The organism is Pseudomonas farsensis, assembly GCF_014268805.2.
Classification (GTDB): domain Bacteria; phylum Pseudomonadota; class Gammaproteobacteria; order Pseudomonadales; family Pseudomonadaceae; genus Aquipseudomonas; species Aquipseudomonas farsensis.
This window is the reverse complement of record NZ_JABWRF020000002.1, coordinates 156,890-177,822: the sequence shown is the minus strand read 5'-3', so window position 1 is coordinate 177,822 and position 20,933 is coordinate 156,890. Positions and strand designations below refer to the sequence as shown.

Genomic DNA, 20,933 nt, shown 5'->3' with positions numbered 1-20,933 from the left:
GGATCTGGGTCAATCCACACTATCGAGGCTAGGCAAGTTCACTGTGGGAGATTCTATTGGCATATCTCCTTGTGGCGAGCGGGCTTGCCCCGCGATGCTTTCAGGCCGATTTTGGCCAACAAAGTCCCCCTCGCTACTAGGTGCCAAGCGCCGCATGCGTTAGCATCCCCCCCGACATTGCGCATCGGTCGGTACGGCCGTGCCTACAAAAAAAATACGCGTACTCTTTTTCAGGGGACTTGGTGATGATGAAAAAATACCTGTCGCGACTGCTGGTCGGCGTGACCGCGTTGGTTGCGGTAACCACCGCCCAGGCTGGCGCCATCGACGATGCGGTCAAGCGCGGCACCCTGCGGGTGGGCATGGACCCGACCTACATGCCGTTCGAAATGACCAACAAGCGCGGCGAGATCATCGGCTTTGAAGTCGACATCCTCAAAGCCCTGGCCAAGTCGATGAACGTGAAGCTGGAGATGGTCTCCACTGCCTACGACGGCATCATCCCGGCCCTGATGACCAACAAGTTCGACTTCATTGGCAGCGGCATGACCCTGACCCAGGAACGCAACCTGCGCCTGAACTTCAGCGAACCCTTCATCGTGGTTGGCCAGACCCTGCTCATCCGCAAGGAACTGGCGGGCGAGATCAAGTCGTACAAAGACCTCAACAACGAAAAATATCGCCTGACCTCCAAGCTCGGCACCACCGGTGAAATGGTCGCCAAGAAGCTTATCGGCAAAGCCAAGTACCACGGCTACGACAACGAGCAGGAAGGTGTAATGGACGTGGTCAACGGCAAGGCCGACGCCTTCGTCTACGACGCCCCATACAACGTGGTAGCGGTGGAGAAGGCCGGCGCTGGCAAACTGCTGTTCCTCGAAGAACCCTTCACCTACGAGCCGCTGGCGTTCGGCCTGAAGAAGGGCGACTACGACAGCATCAACTACATCAACAACTTCCTGCACCAGATCAAGCATGACGGGACCTACGATCGTATCCACGACAAGTGGTTCAAGAACAAGGATTGGCTGAAGGAAATGGAATAAGGTCCGGGCCACAAGCCCAGGCTTGACCCCGACGCGCAGGCAAGCCCTGCGCGTTTCGCTTTTACGGAAGTACCCACGTGATCAAACACAAGAAAGCCCAGTGGCCTTGGCATGGCTTGACCGCGCTGGTCCTGGTGGGCCTGGCGATCAGCTTGTACCTGGCCACTTCGATGATTTCCTACGAGTGGCGCTGGAACCGCGTTCCGCAATACTTCGCCTACAAGGCCGAGGAAACCCAACGTGCCGCCAACCCAGGCACGGTCGAAGAGATCGTGGTGTCCGGCGACAACGCCCGGGTCACCCTCAAAGATGAAAGCGGCGACACCCAGGTGCTCGACGTTGCCAACGACAGCCTGGTGCTGGCACGTGGCGATGATGTGGCCGAAGGCGATGCCATTGGCGTGACCCGTCACTGGGCCGCCGGGCCCCTGGCCTGGGGCTTGTGGACCACTCTGTGGCCCATGGCGGCCTGGCAGTGGTCCATCTGCCCGGCCAACTGCTCGATCTGGTTTATAGCCTGCGCCACCACCTGGTCACCGACCTGCGCCTGCTGGTCGGCGGTAGTGGCCGCCATCGAGGCCAGTTCGGCGTTGTGCGCCACCTCCTGCACGGTGGCGCTCATCTGGTTCATGGCCGTGGCTACCTGGTCGGTCTCCTCTTTCTGCTGGCCGACCCGAAGCTGGGTTTGCTCACTCACGGTGGTCAGTTCGTCAACTGCCAGTGTCAGTTGGCTCACGCTGCGGTCGATGCCGCCGAGCAACTCGCGCAGGCTCAGGGTCATGGCGCGCATGCTGCCTTGCAGTTGCCCCAGTTCGTCGCGGCGGTCGACTTCATTCAGCTGACTGAGGTCGCCGCGGGCGATGCGCTCGGCTTGTTGCAGGGTTTGGTGCAGGGGCGTGGTGATCTGCTGGCTGATCAGCCAGCCGGCGAGAATACCCAGCAGCAAGGCCAGTATGGCCACGGTGGTCATCAGGCTGCGGGCGGCGATCGCCTCTTCATCCCGCTGGGTCAGCTGGCTGTCGCTGAGGGCACGGCCACTGATGGTGATCTGGTCGCCGAGGGTTTCCATGTCATTCTGCAACTGCTCGACGCCAATAGCGGCGCGGGCGTAGTTGCGCAGTTGTTCGCGATAGCGCGCCAGGGCGTTGACCACAGGTTCGTCCATCGCCCGGTCGAGCTTCAGCTCGCGCAGCAGCGTATCGACCTCGCCCAAGGTGGTTTGCGCAGCGGCAATCGCAGGCTGGCCAACTTCCTCAAAGGCTTGCAGCGGGTCGGTGAAATAGGCCGGGGTGGCGGCGCGCTGGCCGGCCAGCTCGACATGTCGGCTTAGCCGGTCAAGCAGGTCGAATGCCTGGCGTTGTGCGTTGGGCATGTCCAGTTCGGCCAAGTGGACCACCAGTTGGTTGTGCAGCTCGCTGACGGCTTTGTCCAAGGCGCCTTCCAGCTCCGCCAGGGCCTGGTGCTGCTGTTGGCGGGCGGCCACGCTTTTGCGCAGGTTGGCGAAATCGGTGTCGTAGCGGCGGATGACTTCGCGTTTCTCGTTCAGCAGGCGCATGCTTTCCGGGTTGTGGAAGCGCGGGCGCATCTCGTCGATCAGCGTCTTGATCTGGCCAATGGCGAGCTCCAGTTGGGCGCTGCTCTTGTCGTCATTGAGTACCCGATAGGTGATGCGCTCGGCGCGCAGGTCCTTGCTGTAGTCGTTCAGCTGGGCGATCTGGGTCAGCTTCTCCGAGCGCTCGATGGCATCGCCCAGGGCGAGCCAGCCGGTCACGGTAGTCAGCAGGGTGAGCAGCAGCACCACGGCGAACCCCGAGGCCAGCTTGAGGCGCACGCTGAGGTTGCTGAGCACGCGGTTGATAGGTCCGAGCATGGGGATTCTCCGGCAGATAAGTGCAATGGGCGCGGTTTAGGCGCTAACCCTTTGCTCATCGGCCGGAGGTGCGTAGGACTGGACCTGTGTTTGCTGTAGGAGATTTCGCTTGGACCCATAGGAAGTTTCGCCGCACCTGGGCGGGTGCGGCGTGCAGCCTATTTTTGCTGCCTGTTACAGCCTGAACTTGCCCACCAACCCCTGCAAGTGCGTGCCCAGGCGCGCCAGCTCGACGCTGGAGCTGGCGGTCTCTTCGCTGGCGGCAGACGTCTGTTCGGAGATATCACGCACGTTCATCACGCTGCGGTTGATCTCCTCGGCCACGGCGCCTTGCTGCTCGGCAGCGGTGGCGATCTGCTGGTTCATGGCCTGGATCGACGATACCGTGCGGGTGATGGTGTCCAGCGAGCCGCCGGCGCGGCGGGTCAGTTCGACACTGCTGTCGGTCAGGGCGCGGCTGTTGTCCATCACGCTGGCCACGCGTTGGGTGCCGCTTTGCAGGCCTGCAATCAGCTCTTCGATTTCTTCGGTCGACTGCTGGGTGCGCTGCGCCAGGCTGCGTACCTCGTCGGCCACTACGGCAAAGCCACGGCCGGCTTCACCGGCGCGGGCCGCTTCGATGGCGGCGTTGAGCGCCAGCAGGTTGGTCTGTTGGGCGACCGACTTGATCACGTCGAGCACGCTGCCGATCTTGTCGCTCTCGGCCTTGAGCTGGTTCATCGCCTCGCTGGAGTTGACCACCTCGCTAGCCAGGCGCTCGATCTGGGCAATTGCCTCACCGACCACCTTGTCGCCTTCGCGGGCTTGCTGGTCGGCCATCAGCGCGGCTTCCGAGGCTTGTTCGGCGTTGCGCGCCACTTCCTGCACGGTGGCGGCCATCTCGTTCATGGCGGTGGCCACCTGGTCGGTCTCGACCTTTTGATTGTTCACCCCGGCGCTGGTCTGCTCGGTCACGGCCGACAGTTCCTCGGCAGCGCTGGCAATTTGCGTGACGCCATCGCCGATGCCACCGATCAGCTGGCGCAGGCTGAGCGTCATGCGCTGCATGCTGGCTTGCAGTTGGCCCATTTCGTCGCGACGCTCGACTGCCAGGTCATGGCGCAAGTCGCCGCTGGCCACGCGTTCGGCGGCGTCCAGGGTCTGGCGCAGCGGCACGATGATCTGCCGGGTGATCAGCAAAGCCGCCAGTACGCCGAGCAGCAGGGCCAGCGCAGTAGCGCCGCCGAGCAGGGTCTTGGCGCGCTGTGTGCCTTGGTCGCGCACTTCGGTTTGCGAGAGGGTCATGGCCACGCTGTTGTCGAGCAGCACCTGGCCTTGCACAACCATGCGTTGCAGCGCCTCGGCGCTGGTGCTCTGGGCGTTGCCGAACTGGGTGACGGCATCGCGGTAGGCGGCCATGGCGCTGGCGCTGTCGGCCAGGCTTGCGGCATATTCGGCAGGCAGGCGTGCCGGCAGCGATTTAAGCAGGTTCAGTGCCTGGTCGATGGCGTTCAACGCCGTTTGCTGGAATTCGGCCTTGCCGCTGTAGGTGTAGCCGCGCACCTGGAAGCGCGCCTGTTGCAGCAGCGCGGCGGCTTGTACGGCTTCCTGGTACTGCTGGATGTCGCCGGCCTGCAGCAGACGCTGCTGAACCTTGCCAATCAAGTCGGCGGCCTTGTCGGCACTGTCGCCGAGTGTGGCGCGGCTGGCCTCGCGGCGCTCGCCGGCCTGGCGCAGGTCGGTGAAGGCTTGTTGGTACTGGCGGATGGCTTCTTCCTGCTGATGCAGGCGCTGGACGTCGGCGGGGCGTTCGATGCGCTGGAGCATCATCTGCACTTGGCGCTCAAGCTTGGCCAGGCCTTTTTCAAGCTCGGCGATGCTGGCGGCGTCGCGGTTGCGGTCGTAGTCCTGGCGGGCGATGCGCAGTTCCTGGGTGTACTGGTGAATCACCGAGATGTTACCGAGCTTGTCGCCGCGGTTGGTCACCTCGTCGATGCCCATCCAGCCGGTGGAGGCAATGCCCAGTGTGAGCAGAAGTACCAGCCCGAAGCCGACCCCCAGTTTGCGGTTGACGCTTACATTTCCCAGTGACTGGGTTACCCAACGGTACATGGACGACTCCCCCGGTTGCGGCTGTGCAGATTATTTTTCTGATGCACAGAGCATCGGCGCCAGCCGGGGAAACTTGATCAGAAATATCTGACCGACCTGTCAGAAAATTCGCGAAAGCAGGGCAGTCACAGCCGTCTCGACCCGTAGGATGCGATCACCCAATTGCACCGGCTGCAGGCCTGCCTTGGCCAGCAGGTCGACTTCATAGGGGATCCAGCCGCCTTCCGGGCCAATCGCCAAGGTTACCGGGCCGGTTACCGCGCGCGGGCAGGCAGGGTAGGGGCCGGGGTGGCCGACCAGGCCCAGGGTGTCGGCGGCGATGGCCGGCAGGCGGTCTTCGACGAACGGCTTGAAGCGCTTTTCGATGATGACCTCGGGCAGCACGGTGTCACGCGCTTGCTCAAGGCCCAGAATCAGGTTTTCGCGGATGGCCTCGGGGGTGAGGAACGGCGTTTGCCAGAAGCTCTTCTCGACCTTGTAGCTGTTGAGCAGGATCAGCCGCGGCACGCCCAGGGTGGCAATGCTCTGGAACAGCCGGCGCAGCATTTTTGGCCGGGGCACGGCCAGCACCAGGGTCAGCGGCAGCTTGGCTGGCGGTGGCTGGTCGAAGGCCACCTGCAATTCGGCCTGGTGGCCCTCAAGGCGAACCACCTCGGCCTTGCCCATCAGCCCGCCGATGCGCCCCACGCGCAGGGTGTCACCCACCGCCACGCGGTGGATGTCCTGCATATGGGTAAAGCGCCGGTCGGCCAGCACGACACGGTCGGCCGCGATGAAATCGGCCTCCTCGAGCAGCAGCAGGTTCACGGCTGGGTCGCGGGGGGCTGGTCGTTGTGGTCGTCCGCCGGGTCTGGCGCAGCGCTGCGCTTGCGGATCAGGCTGCCGCACAGCACGCCGATCTCGAACAACAGCCACATCGGCACGGCGAGCAGGGTCTGCGAGAAAATGTCCGGCGGGGTGAGGATCATGCCTACCACGAAGCAGCCGATGATCACGTACGGGCGGACCTTCTTCAGGTACTGCACATCGACCACGCCGATCCAAACCAGCAGCACCACGGCCACCGGGATCTCGAAGGCTACGCCGAAGGCGAAGAACAAGGTCATGACGAAATCAAGGTAGCTGGCGATGTCGGTCATCATCGACACGCCTTCAGGGGTGGCGGCGGCGAAGAAGCTGAACATCAGCGGGAACACCAGGAAATAGGCGAACGCCATGCCGGCGTAGAACAGCAGGATGCTCGACACCAGCAGCGGGATGGCGATGCGCTTTTCGTGACGGTACAGGCCCGGGGCGATGAACCCCCAGATCTGCTGCAGGATGACCGGGATCGCCAGAAACAGCGAGACGATCATGGTCAGCTTGAACGGCGTCAGGAACGGCGAGGCCACGTCGGTGGCGATCATCGTGGCGTTGGCCGGCAAGTGGTCGCGCAGCGGCGCCGACACCAGGGTGTAGATCTGCTGGGCGAAGGAGAACAGCCCGGCGAAGATCAGAAAAATGACCGCGACACAGCGCAGCAGGCGCGTGCGCAGTTCGGTCAGGTGCGAGACCAGCGGCATCGGCTGGTCATGTTCCGGATTCTCGCTCATGGGGCTCGCGGGGGTTGTGGCGGCTCGGAGGGTGGCGTTGCAGGCGCCTGCTCGGGGCTGATGGCGGCAGGCGCTGCGGGTGTTTCAGGGCTGGCGGCGGGCTTGTGCGGGTTGAGGATGCGCTTGGCTTCCTCTTCCATTTGCAGAATGTGCTCGTTGTGCAGCTGGCGGCGGATGTCGTCGGCGCCGATTTCGCGCTCGACTTCCATCTTGATGGCGTTGAAGCTGCGCTTCAGGCGCCCGATCCACAGCCCTGCTGTCCGCGCAGCGCCCGGCAGGCGCTCGGGGCCGAGAACCAGCAGGGCGACAAGGCCGACGAGCAGCAGCTCGCTGAAACTGATACCGAACATGGGTCAGTCTTTACGCAGCGGATCTTGGGCCGGCTGGGCCTGGCCTTCGAGGGTGTGGCCCTGAGGCGGCTGCACGGTGGTTTGCACCGGCGGCACGGGCTGGGCTGGCTGAGCCGGCGTAACGGTTGGTTCGGCCGGCTTGGTTTCTTCGTCGTTCATGGCTTTACGGAAGCCCTTGATCGATTCGCCCAGGTCGCCGCCGAGGTTCTTCAGCTTTTTGGTGCCGAATACCAGCACCACGACGATCAGCAGGACGATCCAGTGTTTCCAGTCAAAAATACCCATGTCGCACTCCTGAAAATAGGTGTCTGTGTTTCGGGCCCTGGAGCTGCTTTGCAGCCCGTTCGCGACACGAGGCCGCTCCTACAGGGGGTTGCGATTGGTGTAGGAGCGGCCTTGCGCCGCGAAGGGTCGCAAGGCGCCCCCGTCATTCATTCAGGCAGACGGCGCGCGTGCAGCCTTTTCGTCATGCCCGGACAGCCCGAAACGGCGATCCAGTTCATCCAGCACCGCCTGTGGATGTTGCCCCAGTGCGCTGAGCATCACCAGGCTATGGAACCACAGGTCGGCAGTTTCGTAGATGACATCGCTGCAGTCGTTGCTGATGGCAGCATCCTTGGCAGCAATGATGGTCTCGACCGACTCTTCGCCGAGCTTTTCGAGAATCTTGTTCAGGCCCTTATGGTACAGGCTGGCCACGTAGCTGCTGTCGGGCGCTGCGTTTTTGCGTTGTTCCAGCACTTCGGCCAGGCGGTCGAGGGTGTCGCTCATGTCAATGTCCTGCGCTGTAGATGGCGTGCGGGTCCTTGAGGACCGGGTCGACGGTGATCCACTGGCCGTTTTCGAACACACGGTAGAAGCAGCTTTCACGGCCGGTGTGGCAGGCGATCTGGCCGAGCTGCTCGACCATCAGGATGATCACGTCGGCATCGCAGTCCAGGCGCATTTCGTGCAGTTTTTGCACATGGCCCGACTCTTCACCCTTGCGCCACAGCTTGCCCCGCGAACGCGACCAGTAGATGGCGCGTTGCTCGGCGGCGGTCAGGGCCAGCGACTCACGGTTCATCCAGGCCATCATCAGTACACGCCCGGTCTTGTGGTCCTGGGCAATGGCCGGTACCAGGCCATCACTGTTCCACTTGATCTCGTCCAGCCAGTCTTTCATCGTCGACTCCAGAGCAGGCCCGCTCCTGTACCGGGCCCCAGTTCGGTAGTGTGCCAGCCAGCGGCGCGGCTGGCTATCGGCGCACGATCAGGTACAACCCCGCCGCCAGCATCAGCCAGGCCGGCCAGGCGGCCGGGGCGCTGAGGCTGACGGCGCCGGCCGCCAGGGTGGCGCCACCGGCGAGCAGCCCGGCACCGAGCAGGCGCAGCGCCCAGTTGTCGGCGCTGCGGCGCCGTTCGGGCATGGGCGGGTCGTTCAGGTGCGGTTGCGACAGGCGTTCGAGCAGGTCGCGGGTCATGTCTGCCAGGTGCGGCAGTTGTTCGGCCTGGCTGTACAGGTTGCCCAGCACCGCCTTGGGGCTCATGCGCTCGCGCATCCAGCGTTCCAGGAACGGCTTGGCGGTGCTCCACAGGTCGAGGTCCGGGTACAGCTGGCGGCCCAGGCCTTCGATGTTGAGCAGGGTCTTCTGCAACAGCACCAGTTGCGGCTGCACTTCCATGTTGAAGCGCCGCGCGGTCTGGAACAGGCGCATCAGCACCTGGCCGAACGAGATGTCTTTCAGGGGTTTTTCGAAGATCGGCTCGCACACCGTGCGAATGGCCGCTTCGAATTCATTGACCTTGGTTTGCGCCGGCACCCAGCCCGAATCGATATGCAGCTCGGCGACGCGGCGGTAGTCGCGCTTGAAGAAGGCGATCAGGTTGCGGGCGAGGTAATCCTGGTCTTCGGCGGTCAGGCTGCCGACGATGCCACAGTCGATGGCGATGTACTGCGGGCTCCACGGCTTGACGGTGCTGACGAAGATGTTGCCGGGGTGCATGTCGGCGTGGAAGAAGCTGTCACGGAACACCTGGGTGAAGAACACCTCGACGCCGCGCTCGGCGAGCATTTTCATGTCGGTGCGCTGGTCGGCAAGCGTGGCCATGTCGGTGACCGGCACGCCATAGATACGCTCCATCACCAGCACCTTGGGCCGGCACAGGTCCCAGTACACCTGGGGCACGTACATCAGTTCCGAGCCTTCGAAATTGCGCCGCAGCTGGCTGGCGTTGGCCGCCTCGCGCAGCAGGTCGAGCTCGTCGTAGATGGTTTTTTCGTAGTCGCCGACGATTTCCACCGGGTGCAGGCGCCGCGCATCGGCCGAGGCACGCTCGGCGGCCTTGGCGATCAGGAACAGCCAGGCCAGGTCTTGGGCGATGACTGGCTTGAGGCCGGGGCGCACCACTTTGACCACCACCTCTTCACCGGTTTTAAGCCGGGCTGCGTGCACCTGCGCCACCGAGGCCGAGGCCAGCGGCTCGACGTCGAAGCGGCTGAATACTTCGCCCACCTTGGCGCCTAGTTGCGCCTCGATCAGCGCCACGGCCTGCTTGGGATCGAACGGCGGCACGCGGTCCTGCAACAGCATCAGCTCATCGGCGATGTCGGTGGGCAGCAGGTCGCGGCGGGTAGACAGCAACTGGCCGAACTTGATGAAGATCGGACCCAGGTCTTGCAGCGCCAGGCGCAGGCGTGCGCCCCGGCTCAGTGCGGATGCCTTGCGCGGCAGCCAGCGCCAAGGCATCAGCAGGCGCAAGCTGGCCAGCCACCACGGCAGCATGGGCTGTTCGAACAGCAAGTCATCGAGGCGGTAGCGGATCACGACGCGCTGGATGCGCAACAGACGGCGGACGGCGAGCAGCTTCATGCGTTATCGCTGGTATCAAGAGTGTGGGCGAGACGGCGCATGCGCGCCTCCAGGCGTTCGATATCGACCTTCAGCGCATCGAGCTCGCTGAACGCCGCTTCTGCTTCGCGTTTACCGACCAGCGTACGCGACTCTTCGGCCAGGTACTCGGAAAGGTTTTGACTGAAACGCGTCAGGCCTTGCCGGGACCAGCGCGCACGCAGGCGCAGGTGGCCGGCCAGCAGGGCGGTCGGCACCGGGCCAAGCCAGCGCTGCAGCTCGTATTCCCAGTCCAGGTCGAGGTCTTGCAGTATGCCGAACAGGTCGAGCAGCACCGCGGTGTCGCCATGCAATTGCACCTGCGGGCTGTGCAGCACGGCGGTCTTGTCGCCGGCCAGGGCCAGTTGCGCCAAGCGCCCGGCTGGGGCGCGCAGGGTGCAGTCGACGCCGCCTTCCCAGTGGGCGGCGAGCATCAGGCCCTGGTCGTCGGGCAGCACGAACAGTTTCAGCGCCGGCTGCAGGCAGTCGATCTCGACCACCTTGCCTTCAAGGGCGGCCAGCCGCGGCAGCGCCGTGCTGTCCATGCGCAGCACATGGTTGATGCCGTGTTCGGCGCTGGCGAGCAGGCCGGCCAGCAGCATCAGGGTTTGATCCCGCGGTGCACGGCAACGATACCGCTGGTCATGTTGTGGTAGGTGACGCGGTCGAAGCCGGCGGCGACCATCATGCTTTTCAGGGTTTCCTGGTCTGGGTGCATGCGGATCGATTCGGCCAGGTAGCGGTAGCTTTCCGAGTCGTTGGTGATCAGCTTGCCGGCCAGCGGCATGAAGGCGAACGAATAGGCGTCGTAGGCCTTGGACATGAGCTTGTTGGTAGGCTTGGAGAATTCCAGGATCAACAGCCGGCCACCGGGCTTGAGCACGCGCAGCATCGAGCGAATGGCGTCTTCTTTGTGGGTGACGTTGCGCAGGCCGAAGGCGATGGTCACGCAGTCGAAGTGGTTGTCCGGGAAGGGCAGCTTTTCGGCGTCTGCCTGGACGAATTCGATGTTGCCGGCAACGCCGCGGTCGAGCAGGCGGTCACGGCCAACCTTGAGCATCGATTCGTTGATGTCGGCGAGTACCACTTGGCCGGTTGGGCCGACCAGGCGCGAGAACTTGGCGGCCAGGTCGCCCGTGCCGCCGGCGATGTCGAGCACGCGGTTGCCGGTGCGCACGCCCGACAGTTCGATGGTGAAGCGCTTCCACAGGCGGTGCATGCCACCGGACAGCACGTCGTTCATCAGGTCGTATTTAGCGGCGACGGAGTGGAACACTTCGGCGACTTTCTTCGCCTTTTGGCTTTCAGGCACGTCCTGGAAGCCGAAATGGGTGGTGGGTTCGGCGTGGTCGCCTTTGCGCGGGTCGGTCATTTCGCTTCACCAGTAAAAAATTACCGCCATTCTAGGGGCTGCGGGCGGATTTGTCTTGGCGGGGTGTGCCGCAGCGGGGTCGCGGGCATAATGGCAATTATGTCTTTATCTTCAGGAACACCCGCATGACCCAGATCAGCGTCGAACGTAAACACTCCCTGGGCCGCGAAGCTGCCCGCGCCAAGGCCGAAACGCTGGTCGACAAGCTGACCCGCGAGTACGACCTCAAGGCCAGCTGGAACGGTGACCAGGTCGATGTTTCACGCAGCGGCGCCAAGGGCAGCGTGCTGATTGGCGAAGACTCCATTCGTGTCGAGCTGAAGCTGGGCATGATGCTGTCGATGATGAGCGGCACCATCAAAGGCGAAATCGAACGCGCCCTGGACAAGGCCCTGGCCTGACGGCCAGCTGCTTTTTAGTGTGTGATTTCTAACTTTTAGGCCTACCTTCACGCTCAAGCCCCCTTTCCCATGGGCTGTTTCTCCCTCCCTGGAACGAGCAAGAGGTGTAGAGCATGGCCAAAGTTAATCTGAAGCAAAAAGACCAGACCCAAGGCAGCCTTGGTGAAGTGCGGGGCTATGCCCGCAAGATCTGGCTCGCTGGCATCGGCGCCTACGCCCGTGTTGGCCAGGAAGGTTCCGACTACTTCAAGGAGCTGGTCAAAGCCGGTGAAGGCGTCGAAAAGCGCGGCAAGAAACGCCTGGACAAGGCCGTGGACGCTGCCAACTCGCAGATCGACGAAGCCACCCACGAAATCACCCGCGTGCCTGGCCGGCTTGAAGTCCAGCTGGACAAAATCGAGAGCGCATTCGACGCGCGCGTCGGGCGTGCCTTGAATCGCCTCGGCATTGCGTCTAAACATGACGTAGAGGCATTGTCCATAAAGCTTGAACAGCTGCACGAGCTGCTTGAGCGCGTCGCGCAAAAACCATAAGGAGAGCAGGATGGCTGGCAAGAAGAATTCCGACAAAGACAACAGCTCCTGGGTCGGCGGGATCGAGAAGTACTCGCGCAAGATCTGGCTCGCAGGCCTGGGTATCTATTCGAAAATCGATCAGGACGGCCCGAAGCTGTTCGACACCCTGGTAAAGGATGGCGAAAAGGCTGAAAAGCAGGCCAAGAAGACCGCCGAAGACGTGGCCGAAACCGCCAAGTCATCGACCACTTCGAAGGTCAGCGGCGTCAAGGACCGCGCGCTGGGCAAATGGAGCGAACTCGAAGAAGCCTTCGACAAGCGCCTGAACAGCGCCATCTCGCGCCTGGGTGTACCGAGCCGTAACGAGATCAAGGCGCTGCATCAGCAGGTCGATACGCTGACCAAGCAGATCGAGAAGCTTACTGGCGCCTCGGTGGCCCCGGTGTCCAAGCCTGCGGCAACTAAAAAGCCTGCGGCCAAACCATTGGCCAAGGCACCTGCCAAGCCGGCTGCCAAGGCTGCAGCGGCAAAACCTGCGGCAAAAACCGCAGCGGCCAAGCCTGCGGCGAAACCTGCTGCCAAGCCGGTTGCTGCAAAACCTGCTGCGGCGAAAAAGCCTGCGGTGAAAAAAGCACCTGCCAAGCCCGCAGCGGCCCCGGCGGCCAGTGCAGCCCCGGCCAGCAGCGCGCCATCGGCGCCAGCGGAGGCGGCAACCCAGGCCTGATGCCGCGTCGCCTAGATCGCGGGGCAAGCCCGCTCCCACGCCTGTGAGCTACCGCAACTTGGGGCAGTCCACAACGTGGGAGATTCTATGGTTTCGGGCAAGTCGCTTTTGCTTGTGTAGGAGCGGCCTTGTGTCGCGAAAGGGCTGCGAAGCAGCTCCAGCGATTCTGGTGGGCTCAGATCCTGGGGCTGCTTCGCAGCCCTTTCGCGGCACAAGGCCGCTCCTACACTGACCGCGTAGACGGCATCGATATGGGAATTGGCGAGCCCGGTGGGAGCGGGCTTGCCCCGCGATGATTTCACCCCTCCAGATACCGCATCGCCAACTGCTCTGCCGCCTTGCGCGCTGGCGGTTGAAGGTGTGGCGCCACCAGCATCATCACCTGATACACCACCACCCCGACGTCACCCTCGCGGCCCAGCACCCGCTGGTAATCCAGCGAGCACATCAAGGTCAGGGTGATCTGCTCGACCAGTTGCCCCAGCGCCTGGGTCTCACTGGTCACCTGCCCCTGGTTCTTCAGGCTCGCCAGCAATGCGGCGAGGGTGCGCTTGAGCGCGTTTATCAGCCCGCGCATACCACGGGCCAGCTTTGGCAGGCGCCCGGTGAGGTTGGACAGGTCTTGGAACAAAAAGCGGTACTGCGCCATGCGCTCGACGATCAAGTGCAGGAACAGCCAGTAGTCCTCGGCATCCAGGCGCACGTCCAGAGGCGGGTCGAGCAGCGGCATCAATGCCTCCTCGAAGCGCTCGAAAAGCCCGTTTACCAACGGCTCCTTGCCGTGGAAGTGGTAGTACAGGTTGCCTGGGCTGATGCCCATCTCGTTGGCGATTTCCAGGGTCGAGACGTTGGGCTCGCCTTGGCGGTTGAACAGTTGCAGGGCGCATTCGAGGATGCGGTCGCGGGTTTTCATCCGTTCAGCGCACCTTCACATAGGTGCCCGGCGCCGGGCACAGGGGTGGGTAGGTTGTGTTGCCCAGCGCGGTGCGCGGCGCCTTCAACGGGCCTGAGCGCTGGCTGATCCACGCCAGCCACTGCGGCCACCAACTGCCGTCGTGGCGGTGGGCATCGTGGAACCAGGCGCGTGGGTCGCCGGAAATCTTCGGGTTGTCCAGGTAATAGGCCTTGGGGTTGCCCGGCGGGTTGATGATGCTCTGGATATGCCCGCTGTGCGACAGCACGAACCGCTTTTCGCCGCCCAGCAGTAGCGCTGAACGGTACACCGCATCCCACGGGGTGATGTGGTCGTTGCTGCCGGCCACGGTAAAGCTGTCCAGGCCAACCTGCTTGAGGTCGATGGGCGTGCCGCACACGTGCAGGCCGCCGGCGAAGGTCAGTGGGTTGAGCTTGAAGAAATCCAGCAGGTCGCCATGCAACGCCGCGGGCAGGCGTGTGTTGTCGGCGTTCCAGTAAAGGATGTCGAAGGCCGGCGGGGTCTTGCCCATCAGGTAGTTGTTGACCCAGTAGTTCCAGATCAGGTCGTTGGGCCGCATCCAGGCGAAGATCCGCGACACCTCGCCACCATCGAGCACCCCGCGCTGGTACGAGCGGCGCTTGGACGCCTCGATGGTCTGCTCGTCGGCGAACAGGCTGGCGGGGCTGTCGAACTGGCTGTCCAGCAGGCTCACCAGGTAGGTGGCGCTGTGCACCTTGCGCAGTTGCTGCCTGGCCTGCAAGTGGCCCTGCAAGGCGGCAATGGTCAGGCCGCCGGCGCAGGCACCCATGAGGTTGGGGTCGCGGTTGCCGCTGATGCTGCGGCAGGCATCCAGCGCTTGCTCAAGCGCCTGCACGTAGCTCGACAGGCCGCATTCGCGATGGCTGGGGTCGGGGTTGCGCCAACTGACCATGAACACCTGCAAGCCGTTCTTGAGCATGTACTGCACAAAGCTGTTGGTCGGGCTCAGGTCGAAAATGTAGAACTTGTTGATCTGCGGCGGCACCACCAGCAGCGGGCGGGCGTGTTGTTTTTCGCTAAGCGGCTGGTACTGGATGAGCTCCAGCAGCTCGTTGCGAAACACCACGGCGCCTGGGGTGTTGGCCAGGTTGCCGCCGACCTCGAAGGCGCGCTCGTCGACCTGGCGCGGCAGCCCGTCGTTGTGGCGCAAATCGTCCAGCAGGTGGCCGGCGCCGCGCAGCAGGCTCTGCCCGCCAGTATTGAGCAGCTCCTTGATGGCCAGCGGGTTGAGCGGCGAGTTGCTGGGAGCGATGGCGTCGTTGATCAGGTTGAACAGAAACTGCGCCCGGGCGCGGTCGTCGTGGCTCAGCGAGCTTTCCTCGATCCACAGGCGGGTTTGTTTCTGCCAGGCCAGGTACGCCTGCAGGCCGCGGCGGTAAAGCGGGTTTTCGCTCCAGGTGGGGTCGCTGAAGCGCTTGTCGCGCGGGTGCGGCTGGTAGGGCGTGTCGCCAAGCATCACCCGGCCCAGCGCGCCACCGAGCTCCAGCAGGTGCCGGGCGGTGTGCAGCGGGTGGCGCAGGCCATGGCGGCCGACATGGCGCAGGGTCGAGATCAGGTCACGGCCACGCAGGCCGGTGATCGCGTTCTGCACCGTCATGTGGGTGGCGGGGGCCGGAGCCGTCGCTGTTGCCGGTTTCTCTTTCATGCCAACACTCCATCGTTGAGCAATCGGGCTTGCAAGTACTGCAGGTGCGGCTTTCGGCGCTCAGGTGCCCGAAGCAGGGCGCGGATGCATCACTGCGCGTTGGCGCTCCTGCTCGAGGAATTTCATGATGATCGGCGCAACCGCTTCGGCCCGGGTAATCAGGAACAAGTGGCCATCGTCGATGATGTGCAGTTGCGCATTAGGGATGCGCCAGGCCAGCAGGCGCATGTTGATCAGCGGGATCAAGGGGTCGTCGTCCCCGGCCAGCACCAGGGTGGGCTGGTGGATCTTGTGCAGCCAGTGGATGCTGGTCCAGCCAAGCCCTGCGAACAGCTGCCAGTAGTAGCCCAGCTTGCCGCCCGAGCGCACCTTGGAGGCATGGTGCAAGGCCAGGTCCGGGTCGCGGCGAAAGGCGCCGCCGTAGATCATCGGGGCAATGCGGATGACGTGGGACGGCTGGATGTAGCGGCGTGGGCTGGCCATCATCCACAGCACCTTGGGCTTGCCGGGCACCATCACCGCACCGGCGGCAGTGGCCGCCAGCACCAGCTTCTTGCAGCGTTCGGGGTAGTCGTGGGCGAACTGCTGGGCCAGCGCGCCGCCCCACGACACGCCAATCACGTTGACCTGGCCGTAGTCGAGGTAATCGAGCATGCGCGCGGTCAGCTTGGCCAGCCCCGGAAAACGGTAGGGGTGGCGCGGCGTCGACGAGCCGCCGACACCGGGCACGTCGAAGGCGATCACTTCCAGGTCCGGGTCCAGCGCCTCGATGAACGGGAACACCAGCTCCAGGTTGGCGCCAATGCCGTTGAAAATCAGCAGCGGCGTCAGGTGCGGCTTGCCCGGGCGGACCGCGGTGCGGATCGACTGGTCATCCAGCTCGACAGTCCTGAACAAATACGGTTGCGGCATGCGCGTGGCTCTTAAGGTGTGAACGTGGCGGCGGTACTAGCGTTCGTGAACGTAGGTGCCGGGCGCGGCTTCGCCTGCCGAGTAGGTGCGGTTGCCAAGACGCGTCGGGGCCTTCTTCAACTCGCCGGCACGTTCGCCCAGCCAGCTCTGCCAGTGCAGCCACCACGAATCGGCGTGCTTGACCGCGTTTTCCTGCCACGCCAGTGGGTCGTCCGGGCGGTCTTCGCCGGTCATGAAGCGTGCCTTGGGGTTGCCCGGCGGGTTGAGGATGCTCTGGATATGGCCGCTGTTGGACAGCACGAACTCGATCTTGCCGCCGAACAGGTGCGCCGAGCGGTAGCACGACTGCCAAGGGGTGATGTGGTCGGCAGTGCCGGCAACGCTGTAGATATCGCAGTCGACCGTCTTCAGGTCGATGGGGGTGCCGCACACTTCCAGGGCATTGGAGCGAATCAGCGGGTTGTTCTTGAACATCTCGATCAGGTCGCCGTGGAAGGCGGCCGGCAGGCGCGTGGTGTCGTTGTTCCAGAACAGAATGTCGAACACGGGTGGCGAATTGCCCAGCAGGTAGTTGTTGACCCAGTAGTTCCAGATCAGGTCGTTGGGGCGCATCCAGGCGAACACCTTGGCCATGTCGCTGCCTTCGAGCACGCCGGACTGGTAGGAGTGGCGCTTGGCCGCCTCCAGGGTCTGCTCGTCGACGAACAGCGCTACCTGGGTTTCCATGGTGGTGTCGAGCACGCTGACCAGCAGCGTCAACGCATGCACTTTCTTTTCGCCAAGTGCCGCGTAATGGCCCACCAGCGCGGTGCAGGTGATGCCCCCCGAGCAGGCGCCGAGCATGTTCAGGTCTTTGCTGCCGGTAATCGACAGCACCGCATCGACCGCCTCCTTGAGCGCCTCGATGTAGGTCGACAGGCCCCATTCGCGCTGGGCCTTGGTCGGGTTGCGCCAACTGATGATGAAGGTCTGCTGCTGCGAGCGCAGGCAGAAGCGCGCCAGGCTCTTTTCCGGGCTGAGGTCGAACACATAGAACTTATTGATCTGCGGCGGCACCACCAGCAGCGGCCGGCTGTGCACCTGCTCGGTGATCGGCTTGTACTGGATCAGCTCCAGCACATCGTTGCGAAACACCACCGCGCCTTCGCTGGTGCCAAGGTTCTTGCCCACCTCGAAGGCTTCCATGTTCACCTGGCTGGGCATGCCGCCGTTGTGCACCATGTCCTTGGCCAGGTTGGACAGCCCGTCGAGCAGGCTCTTGCCGCCGGTTTCGAAGAAGCGCTTGATCGCCGCAGGGTTGGACAGCGTGTTGGTCGGCGCCATGGCTTCGGTCATCAGGTTGATGACGAACTGGCCCCGGCTGATGTCCTGGGGCGACAGGTCGCTGCTGGCGACCCAGTCGTTGAGTTCCTTGCGCCAGGCCAGATAAGTTTGCAGGTAGCGCCGGTACAGCGGGTTCTGGCTCCAGGCCGGGTCGTTGAAGCGGCGGTCGTCGTTCTCTGGCTGCAGGCTCGACTTGCCCAGCAGGACGTTTTTCAGTTCAAGGCCGAAATGCGCGACATGCTTGGCGCTGTGCAACGGCTGGCGCACGGCCTGGCGCAACACAGTGCGCGCTGAGGTGAGCAGGTCCTTGCGGCGAATGCCGATGACCGGGTTCAGCCCCAGGGTGTTTTCCGAGGCCTGCCGCTGCAACTCATCGTTGTTCTTGTTACTCATCTACGACGCTCCGTTGTCCTGAGACGAGTACCGGCGTGCTGTGACAGCCCGGTACTGCTACTCGGGTGACCAGTGATAAGGAACAGCGGTGCTGCGACCGGATGCGCGGTGGTGATGAGCTGCGGGGTTTTCTGCGTGTGAAGACAGCCTGCTTTCGCTCGCGACCTCTACGGCATACCGGCCTGGCCCTGCCTGGCTTTAAAACGATGCAGGGAACTTGCCAGCTCCATTGGTTACCCGACTTTCATGTAATGCGCAAGACAGCACGTCTTTGTGCTGCCCGTGAGGCATTCAAGCAGATGAGATTAGAAAATGCGCTCTAACTCGCAGGAGCCTTGCGCTAGAGCATCAGTTTGACCACGGATTCGGCGGGGTCGCGGGACTTGCCGGCCTGGTGCAGTTCGTCCAGGTACTCGGCCCACAGTTGTTGCTGGCGCAGGCACAGCTGCTCGAGGTATTCCCAGGTGAACAAGCCTGAGTCATGGCCGTCGTCGAAGATCAGTTTCAGTGCGTATTGGCCGGCAGGCTCCAGCCCTGAAAGGCCTACGTTGATCTTGCCAAATTGCAGGATGGGGCTGCCGTGGCCCTGCACCTCGGCGGAGGGGGAGTGCACCCGCAGAAATTCGGCAGGCAGGGTGTAGACCTCGCCGGGGGCGTAGGTGAGGGTGAGGGTTTTCGAGGCTTTGTGCAGGTTGATTGCGGTGGGCAGGCGGGCCATGGCGGGTAATCTCTCATGAGCTGGTAGCGCAAGCTTCGAGTGATTGGGGCCAATGTGCAAGGGGGCTGCTGCGCAGCCCATCGCGACCCAAGGCCGCTCCTACAGGGTGCAATCTTCTGCAGGAGCGGCCTTGTGTCGCGATGGACCGCAAAGCGGTCCCTGCGCTATTACAGAATGTACCGCGACAGGTCTTCGTTCTGCGCCAGTTCACCCAGGTGGCTGTTCACATAGGCGGCGTCGATGTTGATCGGCGTGCCCTCGTGTGCGCTGGCCAAGTCGCCGGCACTGAACGACACCTCTTCGAGCAGCCGCTCGAGCAGGGTGTGCAGGCGGCGGGCGCCGATGTTTTCGGTCTTTTCGTTAACCTGGAAGGCGATCTCGGCCAGGCGCTTGATGCCCTCGTCGGCAAACTCGATGTGCAGGCCTTCGGTTTTCAGCAGCTCGCGGTACTGCTCGGTCAGCGAGGCGTGCGGCTCCTTGAGGATGCGCTCGAAGTCTTCCGGGGTCAGCGCCTTGAGTTCGACGCGGATCGGCAGGCGGCCTTGCAGCTCTGGCACCAGGTCGCTCGGCTTGCTCAGGTGGAACGCGCCGGAGGCGATGAACAGGATGTGGTCGGTCTTGACCATGCCCAGCTTGGTGTTGACCGTGCAGCCCTCGATCAGCGGCAGCAGGTCGCGCTGCACACCCTCACGCGACACATCGGCGCCGCCGACGTTGCCGCGCTTGGCCACTTTGTCGATTTCGTCGATGAACACGATGCCGTGCTGCTCGACTGCTTCCAGGGCCTTGGCCTTGAGCTCGTCTTCGTTGACCAGGCGGCCCGCTTCTTCTTCGCGGACCATCTTCAGCGCTTCCTTGACCTTCAGCTTGCGCGACTTGCGCTTGCCTTTGCCCATGTTGGCAAACAGGCTTTGCAGCTGGTTGGTCATTTCTTCCATGCCGGGCGGGGCGGCGATATCGACGCCGACCGAATCGGCGACTTCGATTTCGATTTCCTTGTCGTCGAGCTGGCCTTCACGCAGGCGCTTGCGGAACAGCTGGCGGGTGTTGGAGTCGCTGCTGGTCTGCTGTGCTTCTTCGGCGAAGCTGCTGACGCGGGCGGGCGGCAGCAGCACGTCGAGGATACGGTCTTCGGCGGCGTCTTCGGCGCGGTGGCGCACGCGGACGATTTCCTGCTCGCGGAGCATTTTCAGCGCGGCATCGGCCAGGTCGCGGATGATCGATTCGACATCACGGCCAACATAGCCCACTTCGGTGAACTTGGTCGCTTCGACCTTGATGAACGGCGCATTGGCCAGTTTTGCCAGGCGGCGGGCGATTTCGGTCTTGCCGACGCCGGTCGGGCCGATCATCAGGATGTTCTTCGGGGTCACTTCCTGGCGCAGCTCAGCCGGCAGCTGCATGCGCCGCCAGCGGTTGCGCAGGGCGATGGCCACGGCGCGCTTGGCGTCGTCCTGGCCGATGATGTGGCGGTTGAGTTCGTGGACGATCTCGCGTGGGGTCATGGACATGATCAATACGGTCCTTTGGCAGAGTGGGTCAGCGTGGGAAGGCCCCGCCAGCGTGACGGGGCGCCAGAACAACTGATCACTCGGCCAGGTCCTGCTCCTCGATGGTCAGGTTGTGGTTGGTGAACACGCAGATGTCGCCGGCGATGTTCAGGGCAGCTTCGGTGATTTCGCGGGCCGACAGGTCGGTCTTGTTCAGCAATGCGCGTGCGGCAGCCTGGGCGTAGCCGCCGCCGGAACCCATGGCGATCAGGCCGTCTTCGGGTTCGACCACATCGCCGTTGCCGGTGATAATCAGGGAGGCGTCTTTGTTGGCCACGGCCAGCATGGCTTCAAGGCGGCTCAGCGAACGGTCGGTACGCCATTCCTTGGCCAGCTCCACGGCTGCGCGCACCAAGTGGCCGGAGTGTTTCTGCAGTTGCGACTCAAAACGCTCGAACAGGGTGAAGGCATCGGCGGTGGCGCCGGCAAAGCCTGCGATGACCTGGCCGTTGTACAGGCGGCGGACCTTTTTGGCGTTGCCTTTCATTACGGTGTTGCCGAGGGAAACCTGGCCGTCGCCGCCCATGACGACTTTGCCGTTACGGCGGACAGAAACGATGGTAGTCAAGGGGAGAGTCTCCACGCAGCGGGGCGAAAATGCCTGTT

22 protein-coding genes and 1 pseudogene are annotated in these 20,933 nt (G+C 63.4%); 5 read left to right on the top strand and 18 right to left on the bottom strand.

The annotated features are described in order from the left end of the window. The first annotated feature begins 248 nt into the window (after positions 1-248). Both HU719_RS10235 and HU719_RS10230 read left to right on the top strand, forming a co-directional pair. Positions 249-1,046: a transporter substrate-binding domain-containing protein gene (locus tag HU719_RS10235; protein ID WP_186521761.1), complete on the top strand. Its 798-nt coding sequence runs from the start codon at positions 249-251 to the stop codon at positions 1,044-1,046. A gap of 77 nt (positions 1,047-1,123) precedes the next feature. Then, positions 1,124-1,504: pseudogene (locus HU719_RS10230) on the top strand (amino acid ABC transporter permease); the annotation flags it as partial. On the opposite strand, the gene HU719_RS10225 reads toward HU719_RS10230, so the two are convergent. The 11 genes from HU719_RS10225 to ubiE all read right to left on the bottom strand — a co-directional run bounded on the left by HU719_RS10225 (position 1,456) and on the right by ubiE (position 11,191). Further along, positions 1,456-2,916: a methyl-accepting chemotaxis protein gene (locus HU719_RS10225; RefSeq protein ID WP_186534860.1), complete on the bottom strand. Its 1,461-nt coding sequence runs from the start codon at positions 2,914-2,916 to the stop codon at positions 1,456-1,458. The pseudogene HU719_RS10230 and the gene HU719_RS10225 overlap by 49 nt on opposite strands. A 174-nt stretch (positions 2,917-3,090) precedes the next feature. Continuing rightward, a complete protein-coding gene (locus tag HU719_RS10220) occupies positions 3,091-5,007 on the bottom strand; it encodes a HAMP domain-containing methyl-accepting chemotaxis protein (protein ID WP_186534859.1) in 1,917 nt (638 codons plus the stop codon). A gap of 99 nt (positions 5,008-5,106) precedes the next feature. Beyond that, a complete protein-coding gene (locus HU719_RS10215) occupies positions 5,107-5,814 on the bottom strand; it encodes a 16S rRNA (uracil(1498)-N(3))-methyltransferase (RefSeq protein ID WP_186534858.1) in 708 nt (235 codons plus the stop codon). Continuing rightward, positions 5,811-6,599, bottom strand: coding sequence for a twin-arginine translocase subunit TatC (tatC, locus tag HU719_RS10210; RefSeq protein WP_186521736.1), 789 nt, complete (start codon positions 6,597-6,599; stop codon positions 5,811-5,813). Before tatC ends, HU719_RS10215 begins: the two co-directional genes overlap by 4 nt. Next, positions 6,596-6,949 (bottom strand): Sec-independent protein translocase protein TatB, encoded by a 354-nt coding sequence (gene tatB, locus HU719_RS10205; RefSeq protein WP_186534857.1) that lies wholly within the window; start codon positions 6,947-6,949, stop codon positions 6,596-6,598. Before tatB ends, tatC begins: the two co-directional genes overlap by 4 nt. Positions 6,950-6,952: 3 nt before the next feature. Beyond that, complete coding sequence (locus HU719_RS10200; RefSeq protein ID WP_186521723.1) at positions 6,953-7,234, bottom strand: twin-arginine translocase TatA/TatE family subunit; 282 nt, start codon at positions 7,232-7,234, stop codon at positions 6,953-6,955. 150 nt (positions 7,235-7,384) lie between these two features. Continuing rightward, positions 7,385-7,720: a phosphoribosyl-ATP diphosphatase gene (locus HU719_RS10195; RefSeq protein WP_186521721.1), complete on the bottom strand. Its 336-nt coding sequence runs from the start codon at positions 7,718-7,720 to the stop codon at positions 7,385-7,387. 1 nt (position 7,721) lies between these two features. Continuing rightward, positions 7,722-8,114 (bottom strand): phosphoribosyl-AMP cyclohydrolase, encoded by a 393-nt coding sequence (hisI, locus tag HU719_RS10190; protein ID WP_186521720.1) that lies wholly within the window; start codon positions 8,112-8,114, stop codon positions 7,722-7,724. A gap of 73 nt (positions 8,115-8,187) precedes the next feature. Continuing rightward, positions 8,188-9,801 carry a ubiquinone biosynthesis regulatory protein kinase UbiB gene (gene ubiB / locus HU719_RS10185; RefSeq protein ID WP_186521713.1) on the bottom strand — a complete coding sequence of 538 codons (1,614 nt, stop codon included), beginning with the start codon at positions 9,799-9,801 and terminating at the stop codon, positions 8,188-8,190. Continuing rightward, a complete protein-coding gene (locus tag HU719_RS10180) occupies positions 9,798-10,421 on the bottom strand; it encodes a ubiquinone biosynthesis accessory factor UbiJ (protein WP_186534856.1) in 624 nt (207 codons plus the stop codon). Before HU719_RS10180 ends, ubiB begins: the two co-directional genes overlap by 4 nt. Then, on the bottom strand, positions 10,421-11,191 hold the full coding sequence (ubiE, locus tag HU719_RS10175) for a bifunctional demethylmenaquinone methyltransferase/2-methoxy-6-polyprenyl-1,4-benzoquinol methylase UbiE (protein WP_186521704.1): 771 nt from the start codon (positions 11,189-11,191) through the stop codon (positions 10,421-10,423). The genes HU719_RS10180 and ubiE overlap by 1 nt, the downstream gene beginning before the upstream one ends. A gap of 125 nt (positions 11,192-11,316) precedes the next feature. On the opposite strand from ubiE, the gene HU719_RS10170 reads away from it, so the two are divergent. The 3 genes from HU719_RS10170 (at position 11,317) to HU719_RS10160 (ending at position 12,831) form a co-directional block, all read left to right on the top strand. Next, entirely contained in the window at positions 11,317-11,592 is a 276-nt protein-coding gene (locus HU719_RS10170) for a polyhydroxyalkanoic acid system family protein (RefSeq protein ID WP_186521703.1), read from the top strand. A gap of 113 nt (positions 11,593-11,705) precedes the next feature. Further along, positions 11,706-12,125 carry a phasin family protein gene (locus tag HU719_RS10165; RefSeq protein ID WP_186521702.1) on the top strand — a complete coding sequence of 140 codons (420 nt, stop codon included), beginning with the start codon at positions 11,706-11,708 and terminating at the stop codon, positions 12,123-12,125. Between the two features lie 10 nt (positions 12,126-12,135). Next, positions 12,136-12,831, top strand: a complete 696-nt coding sequence (locus HU719_RS10160) for a phasin family protein (protein ID WP_186534855.1) — start codon at positions 12,136-12,138, stop codon at positions 12,829-12,831. A 298-nt stretch (positions 12,832-13,129) separates the two neighbouring features. Here the strand turns inward: HU719_RS10160 and HU719_RS10155 are convergent, their stop codons facing one another. The 7 genes from HU719_RS10155 to hslV form a co-directional block, all read right to left on the bottom strand. Then, positions 13,130-13,744, bottom strand: coding sequence for a TetR/AcrR family transcriptional regulator (locus HU719_RS10155; RefSeq protein ID WP_186521700.1), 615 nt, complete (start codon positions 13,742-13,744; stop codon positions 13,130-13,132). A gap of 4 nt (positions 13,745-13,748) precedes the next feature. Further along, positions 13,749-15,431 carry a class II poly(R)-hydroxyalkanoic acid synthase gene (phaC, locus tag HU719_RS10150; RefSeq protein ID WP_186537011.1) on the bottom strand — a complete coding sequence of 561 codons (1,683 nt, stop codon included), beginning with the start codon at positions 15,429-15,431 and terminating at the stop codon, positions 13,749-13,751. A gap of 60 nt (positions 15,432-15,491) precedes the next feature. Further along, a complete protein-coding gene (gene phaZ, locus HU719_RS10145; RefSeq protein WP_186521697.1) occupies positions 15,492-16,343 on the bottom strand; it encodes a poly(3-hydroxyalkanoate) depolymerase in 852 nt (283 codons plus the stop codon). A gap of 36 nt (positions 16,344-16,379) precedes the next feature. Then, the gene (gene phaC, locus HU719_RS10140) at positions 16,380-18,059 is read right to left on the bottom strand and encodes a class II poly(R)-hydroxyalkanoic acid synthase (protein ID WP_186537012.1); all 1,680 of its coding nucleotides are present in this window, start codon (positions 18,057-18,059) and stop codon (positions 16,380-16,382) included. A gap of 340 nt (positions 18,060-18,399) precedes the next feature. After that, positions 18,400-18,777, bottom strand: coding sequence for a gamma-butyrobetaine hydroxylase family protein (locus HU719_RS10135; protein ID WP_186521686.1), 378 nt, complete (start codon positions 18,775-18,777; stop codon positions 18,400-18,402). 167 nt (positions 18,778-18,944) lie between these two features. Further along, the gene (gene hslU / locus HU719_RS10130; protein ID WP_186521684.1) at positions 18,945-20,288 is read right to left on the bottom strand and encodes an ATP-dependent protease ATPase subunit HslU; all 1,344 of its coding nucleotides are present in this window, start codon (positions 20,286-20,288) and stop codon (positions 18,945-18,947) included. Positions 20,289-20,364: 76 nt separating this feature from the next. Next, positions 20,365-20,895 carry an ATP-dependent protease subunit HslV gene (gene hslV / locus HU719_RS10125; protein ID WP_186521682.1) on the bottom strand — a complete coding sequence of 177 codons (531 nt, stop codon included), beginning with the start codon at positions 20,893-20,895 and terminating at the stop codon, positions 20,365-20,367. Positions 20,896-20,933 lie beyond the last annotated feature (38 nt).